General features: G+C 69.2%; 28 protein-coding genes. 10 read left to right on the top strand and 18 right to left on the bottom strand.

Features of this window, described 5'->3' with window-relative positions; translation table 11 throughout:
* Positions 1–3: 3 nt before the first annotated feature.
* Positions 4–1,413, top strand: a complete 1,410-nt coding sequence (locus tag NX02_RS15260) for a zinc-binding metallopeptidase family protein (protein WP_245648604.1) — start codon at positions 4–6, stop codon at positions 1,411–1,413.
* A gap of 185 nt (positions 1,414–1,598) precedes the next feature.
* The gene (locus NX02_RS15255) at positions 1,599–4,415 is read left to right on the top strand and encodes a TonB-dependent receptor (RefSeq protein WP_025293068.1); all 2,817 of its coding nucleotides are present in this window, start codon (positions 1,599–1,601) and stop codon (positions 4,413–4,415) included.
* A 125-nt stretch (positions 4,416–4,540) separates the two neighbouring features.
* Here the strand turns inward: NX02_RS15255 and NX02_RS15250 are convergent, their stop codons facing one another.
* Together NX02_RS15250 and NX02_RS15245 are read right to left on the bottom strand one after the other, a co-directional pair.
* Positions 4,541–4,903, bottom strand: coding sequence for a gamma-glutamylcyclotransferase family protein (locus NX02_RS15250; protein WP_047099798.1), 363 nt, complete (start codon positions 4,901–4,903; stop codon positions 4,541–4,543).
* Positions 4,860–5,099 carry a DUF5818 domain-containing protein gene (locus NX02_RS15245; protein ID WP_025293066.1) on the bottom strand — a complete coding sequence of 80 codons (240 nt, stop codon included), beginning with the start codon at positions 5,097–5,099 and terminating at the stop codon, positions 4,860–4,862. Before NX02_RS15245 ends, NX02_RS15250 begins: the two co-directional genes overlap by 44 nt.
* A 598-nt stretch (positions 5,100–5,697) precedes the next feature.
* Between NX02_RS15245 and NX02_RS15240 the strand changes: the two genes are divergently transcribed.
* Positions 5,698–5,955, top strand: a complete 258-nt coding sequence (locus tag NX02_RS15240) for a hypothetical protein (RefSeq protein WP_025293065.1) — start codon at positions 5,698–5,700, stop codon at positions 5,953–5,955.
* Positions 5,956–6,090: 135 nt separating this feature from the next.
* Here NX02_RS15240 and NX02_RS15235 read toward each other — a convergent pair whose 3' ends face one another.
* Entirely contained in the window at positions 6,091–7,647 is a 1,557-nt protein-coding gene (locus NX02_RS15235; protein ID WP_211258218.1) for a protein adenylyltransferase SelO, read from the bottom strand.
* Positions 7,648–7,687: 40 nt separating this feature from the next.
* Here NX02_RS15235 and NX02_RS15230 point away from each other — a divergent pair, with 40 nt between their 5' ends.
* On the top strand, positions 7,688–7,885 hold the full coding sequence (locus NX02_RS15230; protein WP_053000649.1) for a DUF6771 family protein: 198 nt from the start codon (positions 7,688–7,690) through the stop codon (positions 7,883–7,885).
* A 72-nt stretch (positions 7,886–7,957) separates the two neighbouring features.
* Entirely contained in the window at positions 7,958–8,134 is a 177-nt protein-coding gene (locus NX02_RS32485; RefSeq protein WP_211258217.1) for a hypothetical protein, read from the top strand.
* A 176-nt stretch (positions 8,135–8,310) separates the two neighbouring features.
* On the opposite strand, the gene NX02_RS15225 is transcribed toward NX02_RS32485, so the two are convergent.
* Positions 8,311–8,565 (bottom strand): hypothetical protein, encoded by a 255-nt coding sequence (locus tag NX02_RS15225; protein WP_025293063.1) that lies wholly within the window; start codon positions 8,563–8,565, stop codon positions 8,311–8,313.
* Between the two features lie 492 nt (positions 8,566–9,057).
* Here NX02_RS15225 and NX02_RS15220 point away from each other — a divergent pair, with 492 nt between their 5' ends.
* Entirely contained in the window at positions 9,058–9,750 is a 693-nt protein-coding gene (locus tag NX02_RS15220; RefSeq protein WP_025293062.1) for a winged helix-turn-helix domain-containing protein, read from the top strand.
* 6 nt (positions 9,751–9,756) lie between these two features.
* The gene (locus NX02_RS15215; protein ID WP_025293061.1) at positions 9,757–11,133 is read left to right on the top strand and encodes a sensor histidine kinase; all 1,377 of its coding nucleotides are present in this window, start codon (positions 9,757–9,759) and stop codon (positions 11,131–11,133) included.
* A 162-nt stretch (positions 11,134–11,295) separates the two neighbouring features.
* On the opposite strand, the gene NX02_RS32480 is transcribed toward NX02_RS15215, so the two are convergent.
* The 14 genes from NX02_RS32480 to NX02_RS15150 form a co-directional block, all read right to left on the bottom strand.
* The gene (locus tag NX02_RS32480) at positions 11,296–11,448 is read right to left on the bottom strand and encodes a hypothetical protein (protein ID WP_158014031.1); all 153 of its coding nucleotides are present in this window, start codon (positions 11,446–11,448) and stop codon (positions 11,296–11,298) included.
* Positions 11,449–11,603: 155 nt separating this feature from the next.
* Positions 11,604–12,125 (bottom strand): bifunctional adenosylcobinamide kinase/adenosylcobinamide-phosphate guanylyltransferase, encoded by a 522-nt coding sequence (gene cobU / locus NX02_RS15210; protein WP_025293060.1) that lies wholly within the window; start codon positions 12,123–12,125, stop codon positions 11,604–11,606.
* Positions 12,126–12,186: 61 nt separating this feature from the next.
* Positions 12,187–12,804 (bottom strand): hypothetical protein, encoded by a 618-nt coding sequence (locus NX02_RS15205; RefSeq protein WP_025293059.1) that lies wholly within the window; start codon positions 12,802–12,804, stop codon positions 12,187–12,189.
* Complete coding sequence (locus NX02_RS15200; protein ID WP_025293058.1) at positions 12,795–13,262, bottom strand: hypothetical protein; 468 nt, start codon at positions 13,260–13,262, stop codon at positions 12,795–12,797. The genes NX02_RS15205 and NX02_RS15200 overlap by 10 nt, the downstream gene beginning before the upstream one ends.
* On the bottom strand, positions 13,259–14,572 hold the full coding sequence (locus tag NX02_RS15195; RefSeq protein WP_025293057.1) for a FliI/YscN family ATPase: 1,314 nt from the start codon (positions 14,570–14,572) through the stop codon (positions 13,259–13,261). The genes NX02_RS15200 and NX02_RS15195 overlap by 4 nt, the downstream gene beginning before the upstream one ends.
* Complete coding sequence (locus NX02_RS15190) at positions 14,562–15,164, bottom strand: FliH/SctL family protein (RefSeq protein WP_025293056.1); 603 nt, start codon at positions 15,162–15,164, stop codon at positions 14,562–14,564. The genes NX02_RS15195 and NX02_RS15190 overlap by 11 nt, the downstream gene beginning before the upstream one ends.
* Positions 15,161–15,655: a hypothetical protein gene (locus tag NX02_RS15185; protein WP_158014030.1), complete on the bottom strand. Its 495-nt coding sequence runs from the start codon at positions 15,653–15,655 to the stop codon at positions 15,161–15,163. Before NX02_RS15185 ends, NX02_RS15190 begins: the two co-directional genes overlap by 4 nt.
* On the bottom strand, positions 15,652–16,395 hold the full coding sequence (gene sctJ / locus NX02_RS15180; RefSeq protein WP_025293054.1) for a type III secretion system inner membrane ring lipoprotein SctJ: 744 nt from the start codon (positions 16,393–16,395) through the stop codon (positions 15,652–15,654). Before sctJ ends, NX02_RS15185 begins: the two co-directional genes overlap by 4 nt.
* A 19-nt stretch (positions 16,396–16,414) precedes the next feature.
* On the bottom strand, positions 16,415–16,819 hold the full coding sequence (locus tag NX02_RS15175) for a hypothetical protein (protein WP_025293053.1): 405 nt from the start codon (positions 16,817–16,819) through the stop codon (positions 16,415–16,417).
* A 4-nt stretch (positions 16,820–16,823) separates the two neighbouring features.
* Positions 16,824–17,141, bottom strand: a complete 318-nt coding sequence (locus NX02_RS15170; RefSeq protein ID WP_245648603.1) for a hypothetical protein — start codon at positions 17,139–17,141, stop codon at positions 16,824–16,826.
* Positions 17,142–17,166: 25 nt separating this feature from the next.
* Complete coding sequence (locus NX02_RS15165) at positions 17,167–18,303, bottom strand: hypothetical protein (RefSeq protein ID WP_025293051.1); 1,137 nt, start codon at positions 18,301–18,303, stop codon at positions 17,167–17,169.
* Complete coding sequence (sctC, locus tag NX02_RS15160) at positions 18,300–20,144, bottom strand: type III secretion system outer membrane ring subunit SctC (protein WP_025293050.1); 1,845 nt, start codon at positions 20,142–20,144, stop codon at positions 18,300–18,302. Before sctC ends, NX02_RS15165 begins: the two co-directional genes overlap by 4 nt.
* The gene (locus NX02_RS15155; protein WP_025293049.1) at positions 20,141–22,111 is read right to left on the bottom strand and encodes a flagellar biosynthesis protein FlhA; all 1,971 of its coding nucleotides are present in this window, start codon (positions 22,109–22,111) and stop codon (positions 20,141–20,143) included. The genes sctC and NX02_RS15155 overlap by 4 nt, the downstream gene beginning before the upstream one ends.
* Positions 22,108–22,872 (bottom strand): lytic transglycosylase domain-containing protein, encoded by a 765-nt coding sequence (locus NX02_RS15150; RefSeq protein ID WP_025293048.1) that lies wholly within the window; start codon positions 22,870–22,872, stop codon positions 22,108–22,110. Before NX02_RS15150 ends, NX02_RS15155 begins: the two co-directional genes overlap by 4 nt.
* A 564-nt stretch (positions 22,873–23,436) precedes the next feature.
* Between NX02_RS15150 and NX02_RS15145 the strand changes: the two genes are divergently transcribed.
* The 3 genes from NX02_RS15145 to NX02_RS15135 are packed head-to-tail and all read left to right on the top strand — an operon-like array spanning position 23,437 to position 25,618.
* Positions 23,437–24,564, top strand: coding sequence for an EscU/YscU/HrcU family type III secretion system export apparatus switch protein (locus NX02_RS15145; protein WP_025293047.1), 1,128 nt, complete (start codon positions 23,437–23,439; stop codon positions 24,562–24,564).
* Positions 24,561–24,869, top strand: coding sequence for a flagellar biosynthetic protein FliO (gene fliO, locus NX02_RS15140; RefSeq protein WP_025293046.1), 309 nt, complete (start codon positions 24,561–24,563; stop codon positions 24,867–24,869). The genes NX02_RS15145 and fliO overlap by 4 nt, the downstream gene beginning before the upstream one ends.
* Positions 24,866–25,618 (top strand): hypothetical protein, encoded by a 753-nt coding sequence (locus NX02_RS15135; RefSeq protein ID WP_025293045.1) that lies wholly within the window; start codon positions 24,866–24,868, stop codon positions 25,616–25,618. The genes fliO and NX02_RS15135 overlap by 4 nt, the downstream gene beginning before the upstream one ends.

The following is a 25,618-nucleotide window of genomic DNA, read 5'->3' as shown; positions in this document are numbered from 1 at the left end:
GAGATGGCCGACGGCCACGACCCGGCACCCCAGCGCATGATCGATCCCGCCTTCTGCGATCCGGCGCGGGCGCCCTATCAGGTAACGGCCGAAGAGCGCGACGCGATCGCCGCCGCGATCGACACCGACGAGCTCGTCGAACTCGCGCTGACATTGGGCAACATCCCCAGCCGCTCGCGCGAGGAAGCGGCGGCGGCCGAGTTCGTCCATGGCTGGATGGGGCGCGAGGGGTTCCGTCCGCGCAAGGTGGGCGCGACGCCCGAACGGCCCAATGTGATCGGCGAATATGGCGGGCAGGGGCGCGGGGCCAACCTGCTGTTCACCGCGCATCTCGATACCGAGAGCCCGTCGAACATGCCGGAGCAGAACGCCTTTCGCTACCGCGAGTCGACGCTTGCCGATCCCGAATGGACGCAATGCTGGCTGGAGGATGGGCGGCTGCGCGGCTACCCGATCTCCAACGACCGCGGGCCGATGTCCTGCTTCCTGATCGCCGCCAAGGCGCTGAAGAAGGCCGGCATCGGCCTCGCCGGCAAGACCTGGCTGACCGCCTGCCCGGGCGAGATCGGGCCCGAGCCGATCGAGGAATTCTCCGGCATCGGCTTCAACGGCAAGGATATCGGCGCGCATTACCTGTTCCACCATGGCGGCGTCGCGCCCGACTATGCGATCGCCGCCGAGGGCACCGATTTCGGCCTGACCTCGCAGGGCTGCGGCTATGCGCTGTTCCGCATCCGCGTGTTCGGGCGCGGCATGTTCACCCCGATCCTCGACGCGCCGGTCGACGCGCGCCAGCATCCCAACCCGATCTACCGGTTGGGGCCAGTGATCGACGCGCTCCATGCCTGGAGCCTCGCCTTCGAGCGCGAGTCCATCCTCGAGACGGTGGGCGGCCGATCGGTGCCCAAGGTCCAGCTCGCCTCGGTGCGCGGCGGCATGCCGATCGACTTCGGCGCCGGCACCGAGGTCTGCGCGCTCTACCTCGACGTCACCCTCAACCCGCGCCAGAAGGCAGCCGACGCCTATCACGGCATCGTCGAGGCCATGCGTGGCGTGGATGTGGAGGAGTTCGACGTCGAGGCGATGGTCGTCCGGCACGGCTTCGAGGCGGATCCCGGCGCGGTGGCGCCCCTCGTCGGCGCGGTCGATGCTGCCACGCGTCTCGCGCGCGGCACGCCGGTGGATCTTGCCCATCCGGTCTATGCCAGCATGTGGCGCGACCATAATGTCTTCAACATGCACCGCGTGCCGGCGATCACCACCGGCATGCCGCGCTGGCGCCCGACGCCGGAGGACATGACCTCGAGCGCGCTGGTCTATGCGCTGACGATGCTCGCGGTCTGCGGGCGGGCGGAGAAGACCGGGATCGGCAGCGGGACGACCAGCGTCTACGGAGACGAGACGCCGTTCTGAGGTTGGACGCGCGGCCTGGCCAGCCGCGCTGCTCTGCCCAGTATCCGGTCGCCGTGGCCAATATGTGACGCTCCGTTGCCATTTCGACCGATGGCGACATTTTGCGACATTTTCCGCACGGACCGCCACAATCGCGCGACACCTGGCCGGTAACGCTCTCCCATCGGTAAAAGATGGGATGGCGTATGCGGCTTTTCGGTCAGGTCTTGATTGCAGCAATCGCGGCCGGCGTGTCGCCGGTGGCGATGGCCCAGATCAGCGCGGAGATGCCGCCGCCCGAGCCAACGGCCGATGCGACCGATCCCGAAGCGGCGGAAGATGATGCCGGCGAGGACATCGTCGTCACCGGTGCGCGCGAACGCGGCTCGGTGGTCGGCAATGTGAAGCCGGAACAGCAGCTCGGCAGCGCCGACATCCGCTCCTACGCGGTGAGTTCGATCGCCGAACTCATCACCGAACTGGCGCCGCAGACCAATGCCGCGGGCGGCGCGCCGGTGATCCTGCTCAACGGCAAGCGCATCTCCGCCTTCGCCGAGATCCAGGATATGCCCCCCGAGGCGATCGAGCGCGTCGACATCCTGCCGGAGGAGGTCGCGCTTTCCTATGGCTACGCCGCCAATCAGAAGGTGGTGAACATCGTGCTGCGCCGGCGCTTCCGCGCCGAGACCGCCGAACTGCGCGCGGGCACCACCACCGATGGCGGGCGCGAAAACGGCAAGGTCGAGGCAGGGCTGCTGCGCATCCGCAACGACAACCGCTTCAACCTCGACCTCGAATATTCGCGTGCCGCGCGGCTGCTGGAGAATGAGCGCGGCATCACCGCCGCTGCGCCGTCGCGGCCCTTCTCGCTCATCGGTAACATCACCGCGGCCGATGGCGAAAGCGAGATCGATCCGGCGCTTTCGGGGCTTGCCGGCACGCCCGTCACGGTGGTGGCGGTGCCGGGATCGGCATCGCGCGGCGCGCCGTCGCTCGCGGCGTTCGTGCCGGGCGCCAACCAGCCCACGGTCAGCGATGTCGGCCGTTTCCGCACGCTCAGCCCCGCGACGCAGAACCTCGCGGTCAATGCGGTCTATGCGCGGCCGCTGGGGAGCGGCATCTCGGCCTCGGTCAATGCGCGCTTCGAGATCATCGACAGCGATTCCCTGCAGGGCCTGCCCGGCGCCTCGCTGCAACTGCCCGGCGGCAGCCCCTTCTCGCCGTTCGCGGAGACGACGCAGCTCTATCGCTATATCGATACCGCCGGCCCGCTGGGCCAGAGCTCTCGCGGGCGCACCGGCCATCTCGGCGTCGCGCTCAACGGCCAGATCTCCAGCTGGCAATGGTCGTTCACCGGCGCCTATGACATCTCGGAATCGAAGACGCGCACCGATCGCGGCATCGATACCGGCGCGCTGCAGGCGGCGATCCTGGCCGGCGACCCCCTGCTCAATCCCTATGCCGCGATCCCGTCCACCCTGCTCGGCGACACCACGACCGATCGCGCGCGCTCGACCACCTCGGGGCTGGTCGGCGATCTGCTGGTGACCGGCGCGCTGTTTACATTGCCCGCGGGCAAGGCGACCACCAGCGTGCGCGTCGGCGCATCGAGCAATGATGTCGAGAGCCGGTCGGTGCGGTCGGGCGTCGAGCGCAACGCCGATTTCTCGCGCGATATCGTCAACGGCCAGGTCAATATCGATCTGCCGATCACCAGCCGCCGCAACGGCGTGCTCGGCGCGGTCGGCGATTTCGCGCTCAACGCCAATGCGGCGGTCGAGCATCTGTCGGACGCGGGCACGCTCAACACCTATGGCTATGGCCTGCGCTGGACGCCGATCACCCAGATCCGCCTGATCGCCTCGCGCACGCACGATCAGAATGCGCCGACCGGCCAGCAGGTCAACGCACCGCAGATCGTGACGCCCAACGTGCCGATCTTCGACTATGCCCGCGGCGAGACCGTGTTCGTGTCGCAGATCGGCGGCGGCAACCCGCTGCTGACCGAAAGCGAGCGCACGGTCACGCGCGTCGGGCTGACGGTCAAGCCGTTCGACAAGCCGGATCTGACGCTGACCGCGACCTATACCGATCGCCGCACCGACAATCCGATCGCGGCCTTTCCCACGCCGACCCCGCAGATCGAGGCGGCCTTCCCCGATCGGTTCCTGCGCGATGCCGGCGGCGCCCTGATCCAGGTCGATGGGCGGCCGATCAACTTCGCCAGCGCGCGCAGTTCTCAGCTGCGCTGGGGGTTCAACCTGTCGCTGCCGCTCAAATCCTCGATCCAGAAGAAGATCGAGGCATGGCGCGCGGCCGGCGGCAATCGCGACGAGATGCCGGCGGAACTGCGCGCGATGATGGGCAATCGCCAGCGTGAACGCGGACCCGAAGGGCAGGTGCCGCCCAACCAGGCCGACCGCGAACGCGCCGCACAGGGCGGCGAGCGCGCCGGTCCGGGCGGTCCCGGCGGTCCGGGCGGTGGCGGCCTCCGGTCCGGCCGCGGGTTCGGCGGGCGGGGGCGCGGCCCGGGCGCGGGCGGCCGGCTGCAGTTCGCGCTGTTCCACACGTGGCACTTCATCGAGCGGATCGAGATCGATCCCTCGCTGCCGGCGCTCGACCTGCTCGATGGCGATGCGACAAGCTCGAACGGCGGCCAGCCGCGGCACGAACTTCAGGGCCAGCTCGGCTATTCGAACAACGGCCTCGGCGCGCGGATGAGCGTCGAATGGCAGAATGCCACGCGCGTGAATGGCGCGCTGGGCGGCAACGGCACCACGCTGCGCTTCGGCGATCTCGCGACCGTGGACCTGCGCCTGTTCGCCAACCTCGGCCAGATGCCGACCCTCGTGCAGAAGCACCCGTTCCTGCGCGGCGCGCGCGTCTCGCTGTCGATCGCGAACCTGTTCAACCAGCGCCAGTCGGTGGTGGACGAAAGCGGTGCAACCCCGGTGCGCTACCAGCCGGCCTATCTCGACCCGCTGGGGCGGACGATCAGCATCAACTTCCGGAAGCTGTTCTGAGGGAATGGCGCGATACAGGGATTTTCCCCGCCGCGCTTTGCCCGGGGAGGACATATCCAGCGGGCGGTGATGGACGATGTCGTTCCGGCGGCTTTCGGGGGCGGGAGAGACATCGAACGCGGCGCCTATTCGCGCCCACCGGCCGCGACATAGACGAACGCCCCCCGACCGGATTCGAGCGTAACCGCGATCCGCGCATAATCATCACCCTCATAGGCGTCGGCCGCGGCGAGATCGTTTCCGGTCACCGCCAGCGCGGTGCCGGCCACGCGGTCACCGCTGCCGCCGGGGTGGAGGATCGGATAGATCGCGCCGCCGATCAGGATCGATGCGAGGACATAGCCGGTCAGCGCATCGGGCTTGCCGGCCAGATCGCGCCCGAACAGCCGCTGCTGCACCAACGGGTCGCGCAACGTGCCATAGGCGAACAGCCGGAGGGGTGGATCAGTGAGGTCCGATCCGTTCGACCGAGATGACTTCGCCGCCATAGACGACGCCCTCCACCAGGACCTGCTGTTCGACGAGGTGGAGCGGAATGCGGTCCATCTCAAGCCAGATCTCGCTGCCGTCGTGCCGACGCAGCGCATAGCACCACTGCTTGTAGATCAGTTCACCGGTTTGCCGGCAACGCGCGCTCGCTTTCACGCCCGCTGTCAGCAAAGGCTCTGCGATACTGTTTTCCATCGGACAACCTCCAAGGAAACCTCAGTGTCATCCTCTCCTGACAATGGAGAGTATCTGTAACGCGGTGCTTGGCAAGGGGGCGTCGCAGATCGTCGGCCGACCGTTGCGCATGTGTCACAGCCAGGCTTGCAAGCAAAAAAATGGCCGCCCGGAGGCGGCCTTTTAAGTTCTAGGAGAGGATGCCTGAAAGGCAGGTTATTTGTGCATCGCAACATTCGCCATTGCAACGAAAAACTGTGCTTCCATGACGATTTTGCGACGATCCGTTGACATGCGGCGGTGATCGGCCGCGCAAATGCTACCGGTATCCGCTGTGCTGCCACGCAACTGCGCATTGCGCTGCACCCAAAGCCCGCGCGCCGAGGCAATGGTGGTGGAATCGTACCGGAAAATGCCGATGCCGCTGCTGCGTCGGCGCGCCGCCGCCGCCGATTGCCCCCCTGCGCCACAGCATGGCCTGTCGGCGGCAACGAATCATGCGTTACCAGATATTTGGCGGCGCCGGCCGCCATGCCCCACCGATATGTTACATAACATGGCAAGGGGAACGTCCTGTGCTGCCACGCGCTTGAACGGCCATGGGACAGGAGGACAGAGCATGACCCACTACCTCATCCGGCCGTTGATCGCCTGCGGCCTCGCCGGTGCTGCGATCATGATCGGCGGCTGTTCGTCGGGCGCCACGCGCGGCGGCCTGATCGGCGGTGCCGGCGGCGCAGTGGTCGGCAAGGTCACCGGGCTCGGCACCACCGAAGGGGCAGTCGTGGGCGGCACCGCCGGCGCGATCATCGGCGACCGCGACGATGATCGCGACCGGGACCGCCGCAAGCGGCGGCGGGATCGCGACGACCGGTGAGCGGGAACACGTGCGGCGACGATGCTTCAGTCGCCGCATCACCGTGATGGCATAGCCTAAGTTATCCCGGCTCAACGCCGGGATGACCCACAGTATACACGTATCGGCTGGACGGCGCCGATATCCCGCCAGCCCTCAGGTGCCGCAGAACGTCGCCATCACCCGCTCGTCCGGCGTTGGCGGCGTCTCGAATGCAGCATCCGCCTCGCGCGCCTCGAACGGCGCGGCCAGCACCGCGAGCAGCCGTTCGAACGGCGCGAAATCGTCGCGATCCACCGCCGCGCGGATAACCTCTTCGACGCGATGGTTGCGCGGGATATAGGCGGGGTTGGCCCGGTTCATCGCCGCGGCACGCGCCGCTGGATCCTGTGGATCGTCGGCCAGCCGTTGCCGCCAGCGGCCCAGCCACGCGTCCGCCACGGTCGGGTCGACGAACAATGCGCACACCGGCTCGCCGGCGTCGGGCGCCTGCGCGGCAGCGAGGCGGCGGAAGAACAGGGTGAAATCGACCTGGTTGGCGCTCATCGCGGTCAGCAGGTCGCCGGCAAGCTCGGCATCGCCGGCGCGTTCGACCGACAATCCCAGCTTGCGGCGCAGGCCGGCCTGATAGGCCGCCTCGAACTGCGGCCCGAACGCCTCCAGCGCCGCCTCGGCGATCTTCACCGCCGTCTCGCCGTCGGGATCGAGCAGCTCCAGCAGCGTCTCGGCAAGGCGCACGAGGTTCCACAGCGCGATGCGCGGCTGGTTGCCGAAAGCATAGCGGCCGTTCTGGTCGATCGAACTGAATACCTTTTCCGGATCATAGGCGTCGAGGAAGGCGCAGGGGCCATAGTCGATCGTCTCGCCGGCGATCGACATATTGTCCGTATTCATCACCCCGTGGATGAAGCCGACCTGCAGCCAGCGCGCGATCAGCGAGGCCTGCCGCGCGATCACGCCATCGAGCAGCGCGCGATAGGGATGGGGATCCTCGGCGGCTTCGGGATAGTGGCGCGCGATGACATGGTCGGCCAGCAGCCGCAGCGCGTCCTGGTCGCCGCGGGCGGCGAAGAACTGGAAGGTGCCGACGCGGATATGGCTCGCGGCGACGCGGGTGAGCACCGCGCCGGGCAGCACCAGTTCGCGCATCACGCTGTCGCCCGTGGTCACCGCCGCCAGCGCGCGCGTGGTCGGCACGCCGAGCGCCGCCATCGCCTCGCTGACGACATATTCGCGCAGCACCGGCCCCAGCGCCGCGCGACCGTCGCCGCCGCGCGAAAAGGGCGTGCGTCCGGCGCCCTTCAACTGCAGGTCGCGCCGGCGGCCGTCGCGATCGACGACCTCGCCCAGCAGGATCGCGCGCCCGTCACCCAGTTGCGGCACGAAATGGCCGAACTGGTGACCGGCATAGGCAAGCGCGATCGGCTGCGAGCCGATGGCGACCTCGCGCCCCGACAGGATCTGCAGCCCGGCTTCGCTCGCCAAGGCGTCAGGATCGAGACCCAGTTGCTCCGCCAGCGGGCGGTTGAGCCGGATGAGCCGCGGTGCCGGCGGCTTCATCGGCGCGACATGCGCGTAGAAGCGATCGGGCAGGCGGGCATAGCTGTTGTCGAACGGCAATGTCAGGGTCACGGGCACCTCGGCTTTGCGGCGAGGTGGCGACTGCGTGCCCGCGGCGCAACCCTGCCGATCGCGGCTATCCGTCCGCCGCATGGGGGCTTGCCATGATGTTCGCTATTTGTTCACATGGTGCATGGACCAGCGACTCGATACCCGCCGCCTTTCCTCGATCCTGCGTGACGCGCCCGCCTGGGCTCGGCTCGGGCTGACATTGCCGGATCCGGGACTACGTGAACGGGCGGCGGATGCGCTCGCCGCCACCATCGTGCGGCGGCTGGCCGAGAGCGGCGGGGCGGGGGGTGAAGATCGCGATCAACTCCCCCTGCTTTGATAAAAATCAGTCTTTGGAACGATTTGCTGTGTCGCGCGGTTTAGCGGAACATGTTTCGATAAGAGGCGTGAGATGGCTACCGCGTTTGACAAGAGACCCAGCATGACCCTGTCGGAAACCGAGCGCGCCTATCTCGAGCGGCGCGAGCGCGAGTGTCTTGCGATTGCAGAGCGGGCCAATAATCGGGGTACCGCGCGAGTCCACATGACCTTCGCAAAGCTCTACCGACAGGAACTGGAAAGGCTCTGAAGCCATCTCCTCCCCGGTGCAGTATCGGGGAGGGGAACAGGGAGCGGCTGGCACGGCGGCGGCGCGGGGTTCGAGACGTCGAACTGCCGCGCAGTCGGGGTGTCGACGCCGAACCTGCCCGTCCGAAACCGGCTTGTTCCGTGCTCGCTTTCGAGCCAGTCGCGGGCACGAAAAACCTACTCCATCCGCATGCCTTCCGGCCCTCGCGCGATCTGCGCGAGATTTGCCGCGTGCTTCTCGACCTCGACCATCGTGGGGGCGCGCCAGCCGGTGGTAGCGCGCACCAGCATGGTGCCGCAGCGCCGGCACGGGGCCCAATAATCCTCCATGTCGTGCCGCGCGCGCTGGCGGTTGGCGCCATGGCCGACGATCCGGCACAGCAGGTTGATCGGCGACCCGCGGGGGGCAGTCCGGGGTTCAGTCACGGCCACGGCATGGGCTCCGGCCGGTCGGGAACCCAATACTTGCGGCTGGACCCTTGCCGTCCTCCCGCCCGATCGGCCGCATGCGCCGACCGTCGATCGGCGTGTCGTCGGCGAATGCGGATCGTATGAGTTCGAACATGATCTCTTTCGTCGACGAGTCCGCGACGGGCAGCGGTCGAACGATCGGGAGGACGTCTGATCCGCCTGTTGGCGCGGGGACCTGATCAGCAGGGAAGGGTAGGCGTCGGCCCATATGATGCGACTCCGAAGGGCGTGTCCAAGGCTCCGCAACGGTCGTAACCAAGGGTGGCACACCCCCGGGTGACGACGACATTACAATTCGTTCACCTTGGCGTGCCGCTGGTGTCGATATCGCCGCCGCCGCCGCAGATCGCGGCCTGATGACATGACGCGTTTGTAACGGGTAGAACTCCACGCGATGGGCTATGCAGCGACCATGGATGCGCAATCAGTTCCGGCATGGCAGCCGGCCCCGCGATGACCGGCAAGATCCTGCTCGTCGAAGACGATGCCGCCACCGCCGAATTCATTGCCAAGGGCCTCGACGAGGCAGGCTATACCGTCGATCGGGCCGAGGATGGCCGCACCGGCCTGTTTCACGCGACCGATGGCGGCTATGACGCGATCATCCTCGATCGCATGCTGCCCGGCATGGACGGCATGGCGGTATTGGCCGCGATCCGCGCGGCGGAGATCAGCACGCCGGTGCTGATCCTGTCCGCGCTGGGCGCGGTCGACGCGCGCGTGGAGGGCCTGACATCCGGCGCCAACGACTATCTCGTCAAACCCTTCGCCTTCGCCGAACTGCTCGCGCGGCTGCGGCTGCTGATCCGCGCGCAGGCGCCGGCGGCGGGGCGACAGGTCACCCGGCTCGATTGCGCCGGGCTGGAGATGGACCTGCTGTCGCGCAAGGTGCGGCGCGATGGGCGCGCGATCGATCTGCAGCCACGCGAATTCCGGCTGCTCGAATTCCTGCTGCGCCACAAGGACCAGGTCGTCACGCGCACGATGCTGCTCGAAGGCGTGTGGGAATATCACTTCGATCCGGGCAGCAATGTGATCGACGTGCATGTCAGCCGCCTGCGCCGCAAGATCGACGACGGGTTCGCGGTGCCGCTGCTGCGCACCATCCGCGGTGCCGGCTATATGCTCGGCCCGGTCGACGCCTGAGCGCCGGTGCCGCGCTTCGTCCCGCGCCTGATCCCGAAATCGACGATCGGGCGCATCGCGCTCGCCTCGGTCGGCGTGCAGGTGCTGACGACGGGGGCCGCGCTGTTCTCGATGCAGGTCGTCACCGAACGCGCGCTCGACGAGGGTGCACGCTCGTTCGTCGTCGAGCTCAACCAGGATCTCGACGACGCCTATGAGCGGGGCGGCCGCGGCTGGCTGACCGCGGCGATCGACCGCCGCATCCAGACGGTGGGGCGGCGCGACGCGGTGATCGCGCTCGTCGACGGCGATCGGCTGGTCGCCGGCAACCTGATCGACTGGCCGCGCAGCGAGGTGGTTTCCGGCGGCATCCACCGCGTGACGTTGCGGCGGCGCGAGGCGCCGATGGCCGAACCGATGCTGGTGATCGTCACCCGCCTGCCCGGCGGCGAACGGCTGGTCGCAGGCCAGACGCTGGAGGAACAGCGGCGGCTGGGCGACCGCAGCCGCCGCGCCTTCGCGATCGCGCTGCTGCTGGGCGCGCTGCTCGCGGCTGCCGGCAGCCTGTTGCTCGCGCGGCTGATCGGCCGGCGGGTGGATCATGTTGCCGCGGTCGCGGCGGAGGTGGGCGGCGGCGATCTCGCGCAGCGCGTCGCAATCAGCGGCAGCGACGATGCGTTCGACCGGCTTGCGCTGGCGATCAATGCGATGCTCGCGCGCATCGAATCTCTGGTCGCCGAACTGCGCCTCGTCACCGACTCGCTGGCGCACGACCTGCGTTCTCCCGTCGCGCGGCTCAAGTCGCGGCTGGAGGGCGCGGTGCGCGACGTTTCCGATCCGCGCGCGCAACTGGCGCTCGGCGCCGGGGTGGAGGAGGCGGACCGTCTCCAGGCGATGCTCGCCACCGCGCTGCAGATCAGCCGCGCCGAGGCCGGCATCGGCCGCAACCAGTTCCGCACTTTCCTCGCTTCCGAGATGATCGCCGATCTGGCCGAGGTCTATGGCCCGCTGGCGGAGGATCGCGGCATCGACGTGCGCGTCCATGCCGATCCGCCCGTCCGCGTCACCGCGCACCGCGAACTGCTGGGGCAGGCGATCGCCAATCTGATCGACAACGCGCTGAACCATGCCGAGGGGGCGACCCTGCTCGACCTTGCGATCAAGCGGCGCAGCGAGGATGTGATCATCACCGTCGCCGACAATGGCCCCGGCATCCCGGAAGACCGCCGCGGCGAGGCGCTGCGCCGCTTCGGCCGGCTCGATGCCGCCCGCCAGGCGAGCGGCGCGGGCCTCGGCCTCTCGCTGGTCGCGACCCTGGCGCACCTCCACCGCGGCCGGCTGGAACTGGACGACAACCGCCCCGGACTGATCGTGCGGCTGATCCTGCCTATCGCGGTAAATTGAAGAGGGACCCGTTTCCCCGTTAGGGGCGAACGGAGGGGCCATTCCTTTTCGTCACCCCCAAACGCAGTCAGGCCCGCCCGGGGGCATGAACCGGGCGGGCCTGTGGGGTGAAGAGCGGGTCCGGGCGGGTGGGATGCGGGCCTACCGCCGGCCGGACCGGGGTCAGTTCTTCTTCGCGGCGTTCGTCTTGTGCTTGTGCACGTGGGTCTTGCTGGTCTCGGTCTTGGGCGCCTTGGTCTTGGCGGCCATCGCCGGCGCAGCGACCAGACCCAGCACGGCGACGCCGAGGCCGATCGTCTTCGCGAATGACGTCATCAACACACTCCTCTTGCTGCCGGCACCGCGCCGGTACGGGGTGCCGCTCGGGCGGGCGGGGTGGTCGGGGGCTGACGCGGCCCGCTCCGTCCGGCGGCAAGACCTGAATAGACCCGCCCACCCGACCGAAGCATGGCCGGGGCATGAAATCTTGGTCATTTCAGCCGCAGCGGCAGCCCGGCGTCGATGAACTGGACCTCGTGCGCGGCGGCCGCGACCGCCTGGTTGATCCGCCCGGCAATGTCGCGAAACCGGCGCGCGAGCGCATTATCCGGCACGATGCCGAGCCCGACTTCGTTGGCGACGAGGATCACCGGCCCGCTGGCCGCCGCCAGCGCTGCGACCAGCCCCGCGGCGGCGTCGGCGCCCTCGCCGTCGGCGCGATCGGCAAGCAGCAGGTTGGATGCCCACAGCGTCAGGCAGTCGACCAGCAGCACGCGATCGGGCTGCGCCTCGGCTGCGATCGTCCCGGCCAGCGCCAGCGGCGCTTCCACCGTGCGCCAGCGAGCGCCGCGATCGGTGCGGTGGCTGGCGATGCGCGCCGCCATCTCATCATCGAAGGCCTGCGCGGTCGCGACATAGACGAGGTCGCCGGGCAGCGCCTCGGCGCGCCGCTGGGCATAGCGGCTCTTGCCCGACCGGGCGCCGCCGAGGACGAACAGGATGGGCGGATGCATGATGCCGCCCTAGGTCCGGACCCCGGGCGGCACAACCGGCGGCGGCACAACCGGCGACGGTTCAGCCGTTGATGCGGATCTTGCCGACGCGATGGCCGCGCGCTTCCAGCCGCGCCTTCAGCGCCTCGCGCTGCTGTTCGGCATCGTCGCCGCGCGCGTCGATGTCGAGCATCAGGCCGCCGGCATCGTCACGGGCGATCACCGCCTGCGTGGCGAGCCAGCGCGTGTCGCTCATCGTCAGCAGCGTTTCGCCGCCGGTGGCGCTGGCCGGCATGTCGATGCGGGCGACGATCTCGGCAAAGCTCGCGGAGAGGTTCGCCGATTGCGGCGCGCTGACCGGCGCGGGCTCGGCGGCGGCAAGGGGGGCGTTCTGCTGGGGCGTCGCGGTGGGGGCGTCGCTTGACTTCGCGTCCGCCGCCATCGCCTTGCCCTTGCGGGGCTGGTCGCCATAGCCCTCGAACGCCTGCTGTCCGGTCACCGGTGGGTGCGCATGGCCGGGTGCGGATGCGGGCGTTGCGCCGCTGAAGCGCTCGGGCTCGCCGGTGCCGGCCTTGCGGCGCTTCGCCATCGCATCTTCGAAGCGGTCGCGCAGTTCGGGTTCGGGCTGCCGTTCCGACCGCGCCTGCTGCGGCAGGGCGGCGGGCCGGGCGGGCGGCTGGTCGATCGGGATCATGCCCATGCGAGCCCCCCCGCCGAGGCGCGGCGTTCGTTGGCCTCGTCGGACGCGCGACGGTCCCGCGCGCGGCGTTCGCCGCTGCGGATCTTGCGCACGAGCGTGTCCAGCGCGTCGAGCCGTGCCTGCGCGCGCATCCACAGCCTGCGGGTCGCAGCGACTCGTTCCAGCGCCTCGCCCAACGCCTGGTTGGCGGTGGCGAGCAGGCGCTGCGTGTCGCCCAGCCGCTGTTCGCAGGTGGTGACGAACATCCGCACCAGTTCGTCGGCGGGCCGGCGCGCGCGATCCTCGATCGCGCCGTCGAGCGCGCTGCGCGCCTCCACCCGCGCGCACTCCGCCTTCGCCCGGGCCGCGCTCGCGCGTTCGGCAGCGGCGACCGCCTCGGCGGCGGCGCGGGCGGCGCGATCGAGGTCGCGCACGCGCAGCGCCTGCAGTTTCTCGATCCGGCAACTGGAAGCGGTCATCCGTCGAATCCTCTCAACAAGGCCAGGGTGGTCGGCAGCGCGACGCGATCGTCGAGCGGCTGCCGCAGGAAGGCGTCGAGCGCCTCGCGCTGCGCCAGCGCGCGGTCGGCGGCCAGATCCTGGCCGGGCTTGTAGTCACCGACCTGCAGCAGGATCTCGATCTCGTCGAGCTTGGCGAGGTGGGTGCGCAGCGCATTGGCGGCGGCGCGTTGCTCGGGCCCGGTGAGCTGCCCCATCAGGCGGCTCTGGCTGGCGAGAATGTCGATCGCCGGATAATGGCCGCGCGCCGCCAGCTTGCGCGAGAGATAGATGTGGCCGTCGAGCAGCGAGCGCACCTCCTCGCCGATCGGGTCATCCTCCTCATCCTCCAGCAGCACCGTATAGATGCCGGTGATCGCGCCGGCATCGTCGGTGCCGCTGCGCTCGAACAGCCGCGGGAGCTCGGCGAAGACGGAGGGCGGGAAGCCGCGCCGCACCGGCGGCTCGCCGGTGGCGAGGCCGATCTCGCGCAGCGCGCGCGAGAAACGGGTGACCGAATCCATCAGCAGCAGGACGTGGCGCCCCTCGGCGCGCAGCCCCTCGGCGATCGCGGTCGCGGCGTGCGCGGCGCGGGCGCGCTCCAGCGCGGGGCGATCGGAGGTGGCGACCACCGTCACCGAGCGGGCAAGCCCTTCGGTGCCGAGATTGTCCTCGACGAATTCGCGCACCTCGCGGCCGCGTTCGCCGATCAGCGCGATGACGATCGCGTCCGCCTCGGCCTGCCGGGCGAGAGTCGCGAGCAAGGTCGACTTGCCGCCGCCCGCCGCCGCGAACACGCCGATGCGCTGGCCGCGACCGAGCGGCAGCACCCCGTCGATCGCGCGCACGCCCGTCTCCACCGTGCGGTCGATGCGCGCGCGCTGCATCGGGTTGGGCGCCTCGCCATAAAGGGGCCGGAAGCGATCGGCGCTGATCGCCGGCCCGCCGTCGAGCGGGCGCAGCCGCGCGTCGACGACGCGGCCGAGCAGGCTGTCGCCCACCGGCACGCGATCCTCGCCGACGCGCACGACCACCTCGGTCTCGTTGGACAGCCCGCGCAATTCGCCGAGCGGCGTCAGCAGCGCCTCGCCGTCGGAAAGGCCGACGACCTCGGCCATCAACGTCGTCTCGCCGGTCACGTCGAGCAGCGCGCAGGTCTGGCCGATGCGCGCGGTGATGCCGGCGACGCGGATCGAGGTGCCGACCGCACCGCGCACCCGCCCGCGCTGCTCGAACGCCGGCGCCTCGCCGAGCTGGCGGACGAGGTCGCTGACGCGTTCCTCAATCGACATGGGCGGTGGTTCCCCAGCGCTCGGCCAATTCGTCGAGCTGGCGATCGAGGTCGGCGATGATGCGGCTGTCGGGCCCGGACACGCGGCACTGGCGCTCGCCGAGATCCGGATCGGCGTGAACGACGATTTCGCCCTCCACGCGGGCGAGGCCCGCTTCGACCTCCGTTGCGATCGCGGGCGAGACCTCGATCGTGACCGGGCCCTGGGGCACGACGGCACGGGCGGCGCGCAGGGCGACGCCCAGCATGGTCTCGGCATCGCCGATCTCGCCAGCAATCTGGCGCAGCGCCGCGAGCGCAAGGCTCGCAATCTCCTGTTCCCTTTGCCGCCGATCGGCTTCGTGCTGGGCCGCAAGGTTGCTCACGGCGTCGACGAAATCACGACGGCCGGTTTCATAGCCCTCGCGATAGCCGCGCTCGCGCGCCTCGGCCTCGGCGGCGGCGACGCCGGCGTCGCGGCGCTGCCCCTCGGTCTTCAGCCGGTCGAGCAGCAGGATCGCGTCGGCGATCGGCTGGCGCTCGTGCGCCTTCACGATCGGCCGGTCGGTTACGAGCAGGGCGTGACCGTCGTTGTGGAGGACGTGGTAGCTCATGGGCGGGTTTCCCGGGCAATGCGCTCGGCGGCGAGCATGTGGCGCCGCGCGGTCTCGTCGTGGATCGCGGGGCGGTCCATCGCGACGGCGAGCAGGGGCGGCAGGCCGCGCTCGGCGATGGCCAGCCCTTCGGTCGAAAGATCGTCCGCCCCGACCAGCGGCGCGGTGCCGCCGGTCGGCAGGTCGAGCACGGCCTCGACGACGCGGTTGCCGACGCTGGTCGCATAGCTCCTGAGCGTGGCGCCGTAGATGATATCGGCGAGTGCATCGCGCGATGCGACCAGCGCGGCGATCCGCCAGATCCGGTCGCGTTCGGCTTCGTCGCGGCCGGGCCAGGTCGGCCAGACGACGAGTTCGCCCAGGCCGACGCGGGCCGCCGGCTGGCCGGCAAGCCGCCGCGCCAATCGTCCGGAGCGGCTGGCAGAGAGCCCGCCGGCCACCGCCGCGCGCGCCGCTTCGCCCAGCCGCAACCGTGCCGCGCGTCCGCTCATCCCTGCGGCTCGGTGGTGGAGGGCAGGCCGCCGGCGGGGCGCTTGCGCCGGCTGAGGACCAGCCAGATCAGGGCGGCCAGCGCGAGGATCGCGATGCCGATGCGGATATAGGGCGATGCCAGCGCATCGCTGCTTTCGGCGGCGACCGGCGCCGACTGGCTCGGCACCATCACCACCGAGACCTTGTCATATTGCAGGCCCTCGATCGCGTTGGTGACGAGGCTCTTGATCGCCCCGGTCTGGCTGCGCACATCGAACCCCGGCTGATATTTGACGAACACCGCCGCCGACGACGGCTTGGTGGTGTCCGACAGCGGATCGGCTTCGGGGATGGCGAGATGGACGCGCGCCTCGACGACGCCGTCGATCGCGCTCACGGTGCGGCTCAGTTCCTGCGACAGGCCGAAGATCAGCCGGGCCCGCTCCTCGACCGGCGAGGAAACGAAGCCCTTCTTGGCGAACACGTCGCCCAGCGACTGATACTCGTTGCGCGGCAGGCCATTGGCCTTGAGCACATCGACCGCGCGGCTGAACTGGTCCGGGCTGACCGACACGCTCCATTCGCCTTCCCCGGACGCTTCCTTGGATGCGGCGATGTCGGCGTTGCGCAACGCCGCGATCATCTCGTTTGCCTGGCTTTCCTTGAGCTTGCCGTAGATTTCCTGATTGCCGCACCCCGACACTGTCAGGGCACCGAGCATCAGGCCGGCGGCGAGCAGCGCGCGCTTGAGGCTCCGCATGGAACGTCCTTTCGGATTGTCAGCCCTGCTGGCGGAACAGTTGCTGCACGCCATCCGAGCTGCGGTTGGCGATGTTCGACGTGAGCTGGCAGTGGAACATGAATTCCTGGCAGCGCATCGTCAGCTCGATGATTTCGCCCGGCGTCAGCTCGGATCCCGAGCTTTCGGCGGTGCGCGCATAATCGGTGACGCCGCGGGCCTCCACATTCACCTTGTCCAGCGTGTCGAGCAGCCCCTTCACCGCGGGCGGCACGTCGCTGGTGGCGCCCACGCGCTGCGCCTCCTGCGCGTGGAGCGCGTTTTCGAAACGCGCCGTCGCCTCGGGGCCGACCTGCTGCGGCATCGCCGGCGCAAGCTCGAAGATGCGGACGCTGCCCGCGGCGGGGGCTCCTGCGGCCTGCGCCGCGATTGCTTCGATCGACATCGGATCAGCTCTTGCGCGCCATCGTCTCGAGCGCCTTGGAGACGCTGTCGAGCGATGTGTGCGAGCTTTGCGAGATGAAGCTCATCTTCATCGATTCCGCCGTGAGCTGGGTGATCTGCGACGGGGTGTCGCCGCCCTCGTTCGAAATCAGGTCCGAACGCTGTTCGATCGCCGAGGCCTGGCGGTCGAGCGCATTGCCCCATGCGGCGGCGAACGCCTCGAACCAGTTGCCGGGCTGGTTGCGGCCCATCCGTTGGCCCTGCAGCGGGCTCGACGCGAGCGTCGAAAGGTCGGTGTTCAGGCTGGTCGTGATCTCGGGCATGTCAGGTCTCCTTGGTCGGTTGGGGTCAGAGTTTCATTTCCTCGATGCGCCCGTCCTTCTCGAAACGGACGATGCCGGCCTCCACCGAAACGAGGCGATGGCCGGTGGGCAGGATCGCGCCGGGGAACCAGCGCGATCCATCCGCGGTGACGATGTGGCCGGGATCTTCGACCACCGTGGCCAGCCCCGCGCCGCTGTCCGCGAACAGCGCCTGCAGCGGATTGTCGCCCAGGCTGTCGTCGACGCGGAAGCTCACCCGCTTGAGCGCGGGGAGGTCGTTCGACAGCAGCTTGCGCAGCTCGGTCTGGCGGTCGGCTGGCAGATAGGGCGCCTCGACCGCGATGCCGCCGAGACCGGCGGGCACCGCGCGCGCGTCGATGCCCTGCGCTGCGAGGATGTCGGTCGCGGCATTGGCGAGCGAGGCGGACGAGGTGACGTCGATCATCACCGGTTCGGATGCCCTGGCGGCGATGCCACGCACCCGCACGATATCGGCTTCATTCTCGACCGCGCCGCCCACGATCAGCCCGCCGGCGGGGTTGTCGCTGACGTCGAGCGCGGCATAGCCCGCCTGGTGATAGGCGCGCTCCAGCCGGTCGGCATCGTTGAACTGCTGCTGGATCAGCGAGGTCGCTGGCCCGGCGGCGGAGGCGAACAGCACCACCACCGCACCGCCGGCGGCAAGGTGCTTCGGGCTGATCCGGCGCGCGGCCTTTTCGAACCAGGCGCGGCCGATCGTCTGCACGCGATCCTGCAGGCGCGGTGCGGGCAGCGGCGCGACGGGGGCGACGCAGGCGCTGGTCGCGACCGTGGCGGCATCGCCCCAGCGCGCCGAGGCGCGCTCGCCATGCGCCAGCAGATGCTCGCCGAAGCGGAAGGGCAGATAGGCCGGCAACACCGCCTCCTCCCCCGTCTCGAAGGTGCGGCCGAGCAGTTCGACCGAGCCCGACAGCACGCGCAGCACCGCCGCGTCCTCGCCCAGCCTGAGCTCGATCGCGCCGTCGCGGGTGCCGGCGCCGCGCAGCACCACGTCGTTACCGAGGCCGTGGCCGATGCACACGCGCCGGTCGCGCGCCAGCGGATAATCCTTCCCTGCCAGCCGCCCGCCCACGATGCGCAGGATGGCGGCGACGTCGATCGGCGTGTCGCGATGTTCGGTCATCGGCTTGGTCCTCTCGCCTGTCCGGCTGCGGGCGGGGGCAGCACGGCCGCCGCCCCCGGCAATGCGCTCGCGCCCGCGGGTTGAAGTTCGTCGAGCCGGATGATGCGCGGCGTGATCAGGAACAGCCGCTCGGTCTGCTGCCGCGTCTTGTTGCGCGACTTGAACAGTTCACCCAGGATCGGGATGTCGCCGAGCAGCGGGATCTTCGACTCGCCGTCGAACGAGGCGTTCACGGTCAGGCCGCCCAGCAGCAGCCCCTCGCCCTCGTTGATCATCGCCTGCGTGTTTACGCTGGCGCGCTCCACCACCGGCACGTCATCCACCTCGCTGTCGAGGATGGTGCCGTCTTCCACGCCCACCACCATGCGGATGCGCGGCACGCCATTGTCGATCAGCACATGCGGATTGACGCGCAGCACGGTGCCGGCGGTGACGTTGAACAGGTCCACCTGCCGGTCGCCGGCGACGCGGACGTAGAAGGTGCGGGTGCGATCGAACACCGCCTCGATGTTGGACAATGTCACGATCTGCGGCCGCGAGACGATCTTGGCCGCACCGCGCCGCTCCAGCGCCGAAAGCCGGCCGATGAACTCGCGGTTGGCGCCGATCACACCGCCCAGCGAGAGGCCTTCGTTCGGCGCGCCGAAGCGGCTGGTGTCGGTGATCGGATTGCCCGAGCGGCGCAATATGTCGCCGCCGAACAGCGCATTGAACCCCTCGGAGCGGATCCGCCAGTTGATGCCGATCTCGCGCAGCTTGTCGATGTTGAGATCGATGATCGTCGCCTCGAGCTCGACGATCTGCGGCGCCACGTCGAGCGCGCGGACCAGCCCCTCATAGGCGGGCATGTTTTCCGGCCGGTCGCGGACGATGATCGCGTTGAGCGAGGGATCGATGGCGATGCGCGGGCCGCCCTGCGGGGCCGGTTGGCGCGCCGACGCATAGGGCACCGGCGCCGCGCCTTCCGGCGGCAGCCCCAGATATTCGTCGTCATAGGGGGCGAGCTGCGGCGTCTGCGCCTGATCCGGCGGCGCCGCGTTGAGCCCGCGGCCACCCAGCCGCTGCGCGCTCTGGCGGATCGTCCGCCCGCCATAGCTGGCGGCGATCGTGCCGGCGACGGGGCTGCCGTCGCCCATGATCCGGCTGAGCGAGGTGCCGACGCCGGGCACCGTCAGCTCGCGGCCGCCCGCGACCAGCTTGGTATCGTCCGCCCGCGCATAGCGCAGGTAGAAGACGCGCAACTCATAGGGCTCGATATAGGCCGGCCCCGGCGCGGCGGGTGCGCCCGGCACGATCTGCGCGGTCTGCGGGTCGCCGCGCTGGCCCGGGCGCGGCGGCGCGGCGGCGGCGAGCTGCTGTACCTGGTCGAGAAATTTGGGCACGCCGCTCGCGAGCAGGGTGGCGGTGCCGGTCGGCCGGACGCGGTTGGTGGCGTCGGCCAGCCCGGCCTCGGCGATGGCCGCGGCCAGTTCGGTCGCGCGGCCGGGCGGCACGGACATGGTGCGGCTTTCGATCTGGTCGCCCGAATAGACGGTCACGACCGAGCCGTCATAATAGGCGATCAGGTTGAACGAGCGCGAGACCGTCGCCCACACCTGCGCCGGCGGGCCGGCGAAGCGGCCGTTGATCTTGCCGCTGACGCGCGCATCGACGACGACATTGAGTCCGGCGGCGCCGTAGAATTCGCGCACGAACGCGGCGATATCCTGATTGCGCGGGGTGAGGCTCACCGGGCGCGTCGGAAAAGGCGGGTCCGCGGCGATCGCCGGCGGCGTGGCGAGCAACAGCGCGGCGACCGCAAGCGCGGATCCCGCGGGGGCAAGCATCGTCGTCAGCTTCACTCGGCGGCTCCCATTCTGTTCTCCTCTTCGATGGACATCGGCGTGCGATCGAGCTGCCCGACGACGTCGAGCGGCACGGTCGGCGACAATTCGTTGAAGGCGAGCACGGGCGTCTCGAACAGGTCGGGCCCGATCAGCCGGCGCAGCGGCCGGCGCAGCTCGAACGCAGTCAGGATCGCGCGCGCGCCGCTCGCTGTCATCTCGCGCCTGAGCATCGCGATCATCGTGCGGGCATGGTCCGGCTCCATCGCGAGGCGCGCCACGCCGTCGACGGTACGGGTATTGTCGCGCAGGAACCGCTCCAGCCGGGCGCCGACGACGAGCACCGGGAAGCGCCCGTTGACGCAATGCGGCGGCGACAGATAGCGACGCAGCGCGCTGCGGGTGAGGTCGGCGATGGGGATCGCGTTGCGCTCGGACTGGCCGGCTTCGGCGATGGCTTCGAGCACGTCGCGCATGTTGCGCAGCGGCACCTCCTCCTCGGCGAGCAGGCGCAGCACCTCGGCGATGCGTGCGGTGGGCGTGGCGCGCACGACCTCCTTGACGACATCGGGATAGTCCATGCCGATGCGGTTGAGCAGGGACGTGACCTCCTGCAGCCCCAGGAAGCGGCTGACGTCGCGGCGCAATGCCGCCTCCACCGCGGGCACGATCAGCGCCGGATCGTCGGGCTGGTCGATCGGGCCGGCGGCGACCGGGGCGTCGTGGATGTAGAGCGCCCATTTCCCCGCGCCGCCGTCCGGCAGCAGGATCGGATCGATCTCGGCCGCGGGCAGCGGCAGGCCGGAGCGTTCCTGCATCCGCTCGAGCATCGCGGTAACCGCGGCGGAGAGCGCGGCAACCCGATCGGCATTCAGCGCGGGCGCGGCGACCTCGATCAGCAGCGGGCGCACCGCCTTGAGCGGGGCAGGGCGCGCCTCGATGCTGTCGGGCAGCGGCGCCGGCCGGTTGTCGACGCGCTTCCACTTGGCGTCGATCCAGCGCCGGGAGACCGGGTGCTGCATCGCGCCGCCGCCGGCGAGACCGGTGGCGATGGCGAGGAAGACCAGCGTCGGGAAGCCCGGGATCAGACCCATCAGCACGCAGATGCCGGCGGCGATGAACAGCACGCGCGGCTTGCTGGACACCTGGTGCGCGATCGCCGGGCCGAGATCGCGTTCGCTCTCGTCGTCGGTCGTGCGGGTGACGAGCAGGCCCGCGGCCATCGCGCTGAACAGCGCGGGAAGCTGCGCGACGAGGCCGTCGCCGATCGTCAGGATCGAATAGGTGTGGATCGCCTCTTCGGCGGGCATGCCCTTCGAGAACACGCCGATCGCGAGGCCGCCGATCAGATTGACCAGCACGATGATGATCGAGGCGATCGCATCGCCCTTCACGAACTTCATCGCGCCATCGAGGCTGCCATGCAGCTTGCTCTCGTTCTCCAGCGTGCGGCGGCGCGCGCGGGCCTCATCCTTGCTGATCAGGCCGGACCGCAGGTCGCTGTCGATCGAGAGCTGCTTGCCGGGCATCGCATCGAGGCTGAAGCGCGCCGCCACCTCGGCGACGCGCTCGGCGCCCTTCGAGATCACGATGAACTGCACGATGGTGATGATCAGGAAGACGACGAGGCCGACGACCAGTTCGCCGCCCGCGACCATCTCGCCGAATTGCTGGACGATGTGGCCGGCATGCGCCTCGGTCAGGATCATCCGGGTCGTCGCGATCGACAGCGACAGTCGAAACAGCGTCGTCAGCAGCAGCACCGCCGGAAATGTCGAGAAGTCGAGCGGGCGGGAAATATAGAGCGTGCTCAGCAACAGCATCACGCCGATGGTGATGTTGGTGGCGACGAGGAAGTCGATCGCGAGAGCCGGCAGCGGCAGGATCAGCAAGCCGACGATCGCGATGACGCCGACGACCAACATGAAGTCGGACGGACGCAGCTTCGTGCGCGGCATCCGCGCCAGCAGCGAGAGCGCGCTCACTTGGCCGTGCCCGCCCGGCGATAGCCGTGGTAGCGCGCCATGACCTTTTTCACATAGGCCTGCGTTTCCGGATAGGGCGGGATGCGGTTGCCATAGCGGGCGACCGCGCCTTCTCCGGCATTGTAGGCGCTGAGGATCAGGTCGAAATTGCGCCCGTAACGCCGCTGCAGCCGCTTGAGCAGGCGCGCGCCGGCATCGACATTGATCGCCGGATCGAACAGTGCGGTCGTCTGCACGCCCAGCGTCTGGCCGGTCGCCGGCATGATCTGCATCAGGCCGCGGGCGCCGACATGCGACTGCGCATTGGGGTTGTGCGCGGACTCCGTCGCGATGATCGCGTGGAGGAACAGCGGATCGACCCGGTATGTCGCCGCCGTCCGGAAGATCTCGGCATCATAGGGTGTCGCGGGCACGCGCAGCGCGGCAGGCGGCATGGTGATGCGCTGCGGCGCGGCGGCGAAGCTTGCCACCTTCCGGCGGCCGCCCGCGCCATTATCGATCGCGCCGTCCACGGCGCTGGTCGTATCGCCGCGCCTGCGCTTGCGCTGGCCCTTGCCGGGCTTGTCGTCATCGTCGCTGACGCCCTGGATGCGCGCGACGCTCGGATCGGGCGGCAGCGGCGTGGGGGCGACATGAACGATGTTGGCCGTGCAGCCTCTCAGCGCGGCATAGCGCTCCGACGCCTTGGCATTGGCGACGCGAATGTTGGTGTCGACCGGACAATCGATGAAATAGGATTTTGCATCCTTTTCCTTCGCCAAAGCAACGTTCGACAGCGATGGGAGTGAAACGATAGTAAAACCTATCGTTAACGCCCGGATCCCGTTTGCACTCATCACGATTCATCCCTCCGCGTGCAGAGCATGTCCACGGTTGCATCGGTTCGAATCATGTAACGAAGTGGCCCCGGAACGGCAGGACCACCCAATCCCCTGTCGGCCGTCTAGCGACCGAATGTTGCTGCAATGTGGATTTCGGCGCGTCAGGAAAAGCGTTCCGCGTTGAACTGACGCGAAAATTCGGACGAATTGAGCCGATCCCCGTCATTCATCGCAAGCGGCTTGACTGTTGCAACTGTGACACAAATCACACCCCGAATCATTTCGCGGTCGGAATGTCCGCCGACGCCAACGGCTCGCCGTCAAATGCGGGAATCGTCTTGACCCTGTCGCATTCCGGCGGTCTTTTATTTGGCGTTACTTGTGTTGTCAGATTCGTGTGACGGCAAATCCCCCGAATAAGTGTTGTTCATTATTGCCCTGCTGCCGGGGCACCAAGACACCACGAGCCCGCCATGCTGCACGGCGGGCGATCCGGAGTGATGGATGGCCGACAAGAACGACGGCGGCGACAAGACCGAGAAGCCGACCCGCAAGCGCCTGCGCGATGCGCGCAACAAGGGCGATATTGCGAAGTCGAAGGATCTGAGCGCCGCGATCGGCATGATCGCGTGGCTGCTCATGTTCCTGGTCGGCGCGGGTTTTGTCGGCGGCCGCATCGCCGATTTCACCGAGCTCAGCCTGGCGCATGCGACGGGCGAGCCGTTCGAGGCGACGCTCGCGACATTGGGCGCCAGCGCGTTCGGGCTGGTGCTGCTCGTTGCCGCGCTGGTGCTGGTGCCGGCGGCGGTCGCCGGGCTTGCGGCGGAATTCCTTCAGACCGGCGCGCTCGTGACCACCGAAAAGCTCAAGCCGCAGCTCTCCAAGATGAACCCCGTCGAGGGTCTGAAGCGGATGTTCAGTCCGGACAATCTGTTCGAACTGCTCAAGACGCTGATCAAGGCGGTCCTGGTGCTGGCGATCACCGGCTTCGTACTGTCCGGGTCGATCGACCAGTTCGCCGGGCTCATCAACGCCGCCGGCTGGGGGCTGGATGCCTCGGCCGGCCCCCGGATCGCGTCCGCCATCCTCAGCCTTACCCAGTCGCTGACGATGCAGCTGATCGGCTGGACGGTCGGGGTCTTCCTGTTCGTCGCCGCGGCGGACCGGGTGTGGGTGCACCACCGCTACATCAAGCGGCTGCGGATGAGCCGGCGCGACATCCGGCAGGAGCATAAGGACAATGAGGGCGATCCGATGCTCAAGCAGCAGCGGCGCCAGATGCATGAGGAATGGGCGAACCAGAATGCCATCGCCTCGGCCGGGCAGGCCAATGTGCTGCTGACCAACCCGACGCATCTCGCGCTCGCGCTCGATTACGATCCCGAAGACTGCCCGGTGCCGGTGATCGCGGCGAAGGGGGAGGGGCCGCTGGCCGCGGCGATGCGCGCCGAGGCGGAGCGGCAGGGCGTGCCGATCGTGCGAAACGTGCCCCTGGCGCGCACGATCTTCGCGACCTCGGTGCCCGGCGACATCATTCCCGAAGATCATTTCGATGCGATCGCCGAGATCATCCTGTGGGCGAAGCGCGCCCGCGCCGGCGACGCCCCGTTGGAGCGCGAGGATTCCCAATGAGTGTCTGGACCGTTCTTTCGAGCCTGTTGTCGGTCGTCATCGCGCTCGGCCTCGTCCTGGGGCTCGCCTATGTCGTGCTGCGGATGCTGCGCCGCTGGCAGGACCGGTTCCAGGGCCCGTCCGAGGATGGCGAGCGTCCGATCCGCTTCCTGCGGGCGATGCCGCTGGGGCAGGGCGAGCGCATCGTGATGATCGAGGTGCGCGGGGAGGTGATGCTCGTCGGCGTCACGTCGGGCGGCATCAGCCTGCTCAAGACCTGGCCCGGCGGCACCGGCCTGGCCCAGGAACTGGAGGCGCAATCATGAGCGAGCGCATCCTGCGCGGGCTGCCGAAGATAGACCCGCGCGCCGCCGAGCTTCGCCGCGCCGTCATCGGCGCGCTCACCGGCCGGCGCCACGCCGATGGCGTGATCGCCGCGCATGTGACGGCCATCCCCGATCGCCGGGGCGGCTGGCTTCGCTTCGACAATGGCGCGGCGCTCGCGGTCGACCGGATCGGCGGCGCCGACGCCCGCTTCGAGCCGGAGGACGGCGTCGCCGCGGTCGCGCTGGTCGAGCGGATCGAACCGCTGCTCCGGACGATCGAGATCGCGCTCGGCATCGATCTCGAACCCGTCGACGTGGTGGCGCTGCTGCCCGAACCAGCGACGATCGAGCCGGCACCGGCCGAGGTCGTGGCGGCGGATGCGGAGGATGAACCGGCGGCGCCTGCCGACATCGTGCCCGCCGAGATGCTCGTCGTCACGATCATGGTCGGCTCGGCAGCGGCAGCGACGATGCTGCGGATCGCGCTGCCGCCGGCGCTCACGCTCCTGCCGGCGCAGCCCGAATTCGCGCCCGAACTGATCGGCGGCGTCGCGATCCGCACGCGCCTGCGGATCGAAGGCCCCCGCCTTGCGCCGCACGACGCGGCGGCGCTGGCGGTGGGCGACTGCATCCTGATCGGCGCTGCGCCGATCGCTGCGACATTGGTGGCGGGCGGCGCGATCGACATCGCGGGCCTGCTCGATCCGGTCGAGCGCCGCTTCCACTGCCGCCCGACCCCTGAAAATTGA

Source organism: Sphingomonas sanxanigenens DSM 19645 = NX02, assembly GCF_000512205.2.
Taxonomy (GTDB): Bacteria; Pseudomonadota; Alphaproteobacteria; order Sphingomonadales; family Sphingomonadaceae; genus Sphingomonas_D; species Sphingomonas_D sanxanigenens.
The sequence above is the reverse complement of the archived record's forward strand: the minus strand, read 5'-3'. Positions and strand labels throughout refer to the sequence as shown.

What these genes read in the sequence shown, in the direction of transcription:
- NX02_RS15260 (WP_245648604.1), top strand. Translation starts at nt 4, where the DNA reads ATGGCCGACGGCCACGACCCGGCACCCCAGCGCATGATCGATCCCGCC.
- NX02_RS15255 (WP_025293068.1), top strand. Translation starts at nt 1,599, where the DNA reads ATGCGGCTTTTCGGTCAGGTCTTGATTGCAGCAATCGCGGCCGGCGTG.
- NX02_RS15250 (WP_047099798.1), bottom strand. Translation starts at nt 4,903, where the DNA reads ATGGCGGCGAAGTCATCTCGGTCGAACGGATCGGACCTCACTGATCCA.
- NX02_RS15245 (WP_025293066.1), bottom strand. Translation starts at nt 5,099, where the DNA reads ATGGAAAACAGTATCGCAGAGCCTTTGCTGACAGCGGGCGTGAAAGCG.
- NX02_RS15240 (WP_025293065.1), top strand. Translation starts at nt 5,698, where the DNA reads ATGACCCACTACCTCATCCGGCCGTTGATCGCCTGCGGCCTCGCCGGT.
- NX02_RS15235 (WP_211258218.1), bottom strand. Translation starts at nt 7,647, where the DNA reads ATGCGGCGGACGGATAGCCGCGATCGGCAGGGTTGCGCCGCGGGCACG.
- NX02_RS15230 (WP_053000649.1), top strand. Translation starts at nt 7,688, where the DNA reads ATGGACCAGCGACTCGATACCCGCCGCCTTTCCTCGATCCTGCGTGAC.
- NX02_RS32485 (WP_211258217.1), top strand. Translation starts at nt 7,958, where the DNA reads ATGGCTACCGCGTTTGACAAGAGACCCAGCATGACCCTGTCGGAAACC.
- NX02_RS15220 (WP_025293062.1), top strand. Translation starts at nt 9,058, where the DNA reads ATGACCGGCAAGATCCTGCTCGTCGAAGACGATGCCGCCACCGCCGAA.
- NX02_RS32480 (WP_158014031.1), bottom strand. Translation starts at nt 11,448, where the DNA reads ATGACGTCATTCGCGAAGACGATCGGCCTCGGCGTCGCCGTGCTGGGT.
- cobU (WP_025293060.1), bottom strand. Translation starts at nt 12,125, where the DNA reads ATGCATCCGCCCATCCTGTTCGTCCTCGGCGGCGCCCGGTCGGGCAAG.
- NX02_RS15205 (WP_025293059.1), bottom strand. Translation starts at nt 12,804, where the DNA reads ATGGGCATGATCCCGATCGACCAGCCGCCCGCCCGGCCCGCCGCCCTG.
- NX02_RS15200 (WP_025293058.1), bottom strand. Translation starts at nt 13,262, where the DNA reads ATGACCGCTTCCAGTTGCCGGATCGAGAAACTGCAGGCGCTGCGCGTG.
- NX02_RS15195 (WP_025293057.1), bottom strand. Translation starts at nt 14,572, where the DNA reads ATGTCGATTGAGGAACGCGTCAGCGACCTCGTCCGCCAGCTCGGCGAG.
- NX02_RS15190 (WP_025293056.1), bottom strand. Translation starts at nt 15,164, where the DNA reads ATGAGCTACCACGTCCTCCACAACGACGGTCACGCCCTGCTCGTAACC.
- NX02_RS15185 (WP_158014030.1), bottom strand. Translation starts at nt 15,655, where the DNA reads ATGAGCGGACGCGCGGCACGGTTGCGGCTGGGCGAAGCGGCGCGCGCG.
- sctJ (WP_025293054.1), bottom strand. Translation starts at nt 16,395, where the DNA reads ATGCGGAGCCTCAAGCGCGCGCTGCTCGCCGCCGGCCTGATGCTCGGT.
- NX02_RS15175 (WP_025293053.1), bottom strand. Translation starts at nt 16,819, where the DNA reads ATGTCGATCGAAGCAATCGCGGCGCAGGCCGCAGGAGCCCCCGCCGCG.
- NX02_RS15170 (WP_245648603.1), bottom strand. Translation starts at nt 17,141, where the DNA reads ATGCCCGAGATCACGACCAGCCTGAACACCGACCTTTCGACGCTCGCG.
- NX02_RS15165 (WP_025293051.1), bottom strand. Translation starts at nt 18,303, where the DNA reads ATGACCGAACATCGCGACACGCCGATCGACGTCGCCGCCATCCTGCGC.
- NX02_RS15145 (WP_025293047.1), top strand. Translation starts at nt 23,437, where the DNA reads ATGGCCGACAAGAACGACGGCGGCGACAAGACCGAGAAGCCGACCCGC.
- fliO (WP_025293046.1), top strand. Translation starts at nt 24,561, where the DNA reads ATGAGTGTCTGGACCGTTCTTTCGAGCCTGTTGTCGGTCGTCATCGCG.
- NX02_RS15135 (WP_025293045.1), top strand. Translation starts at nt 24,866, where the DNA reads ATGAGCGAGCGCATCCTGCGCGGGCTGCCGAAGATAGACCCGCGCGCC.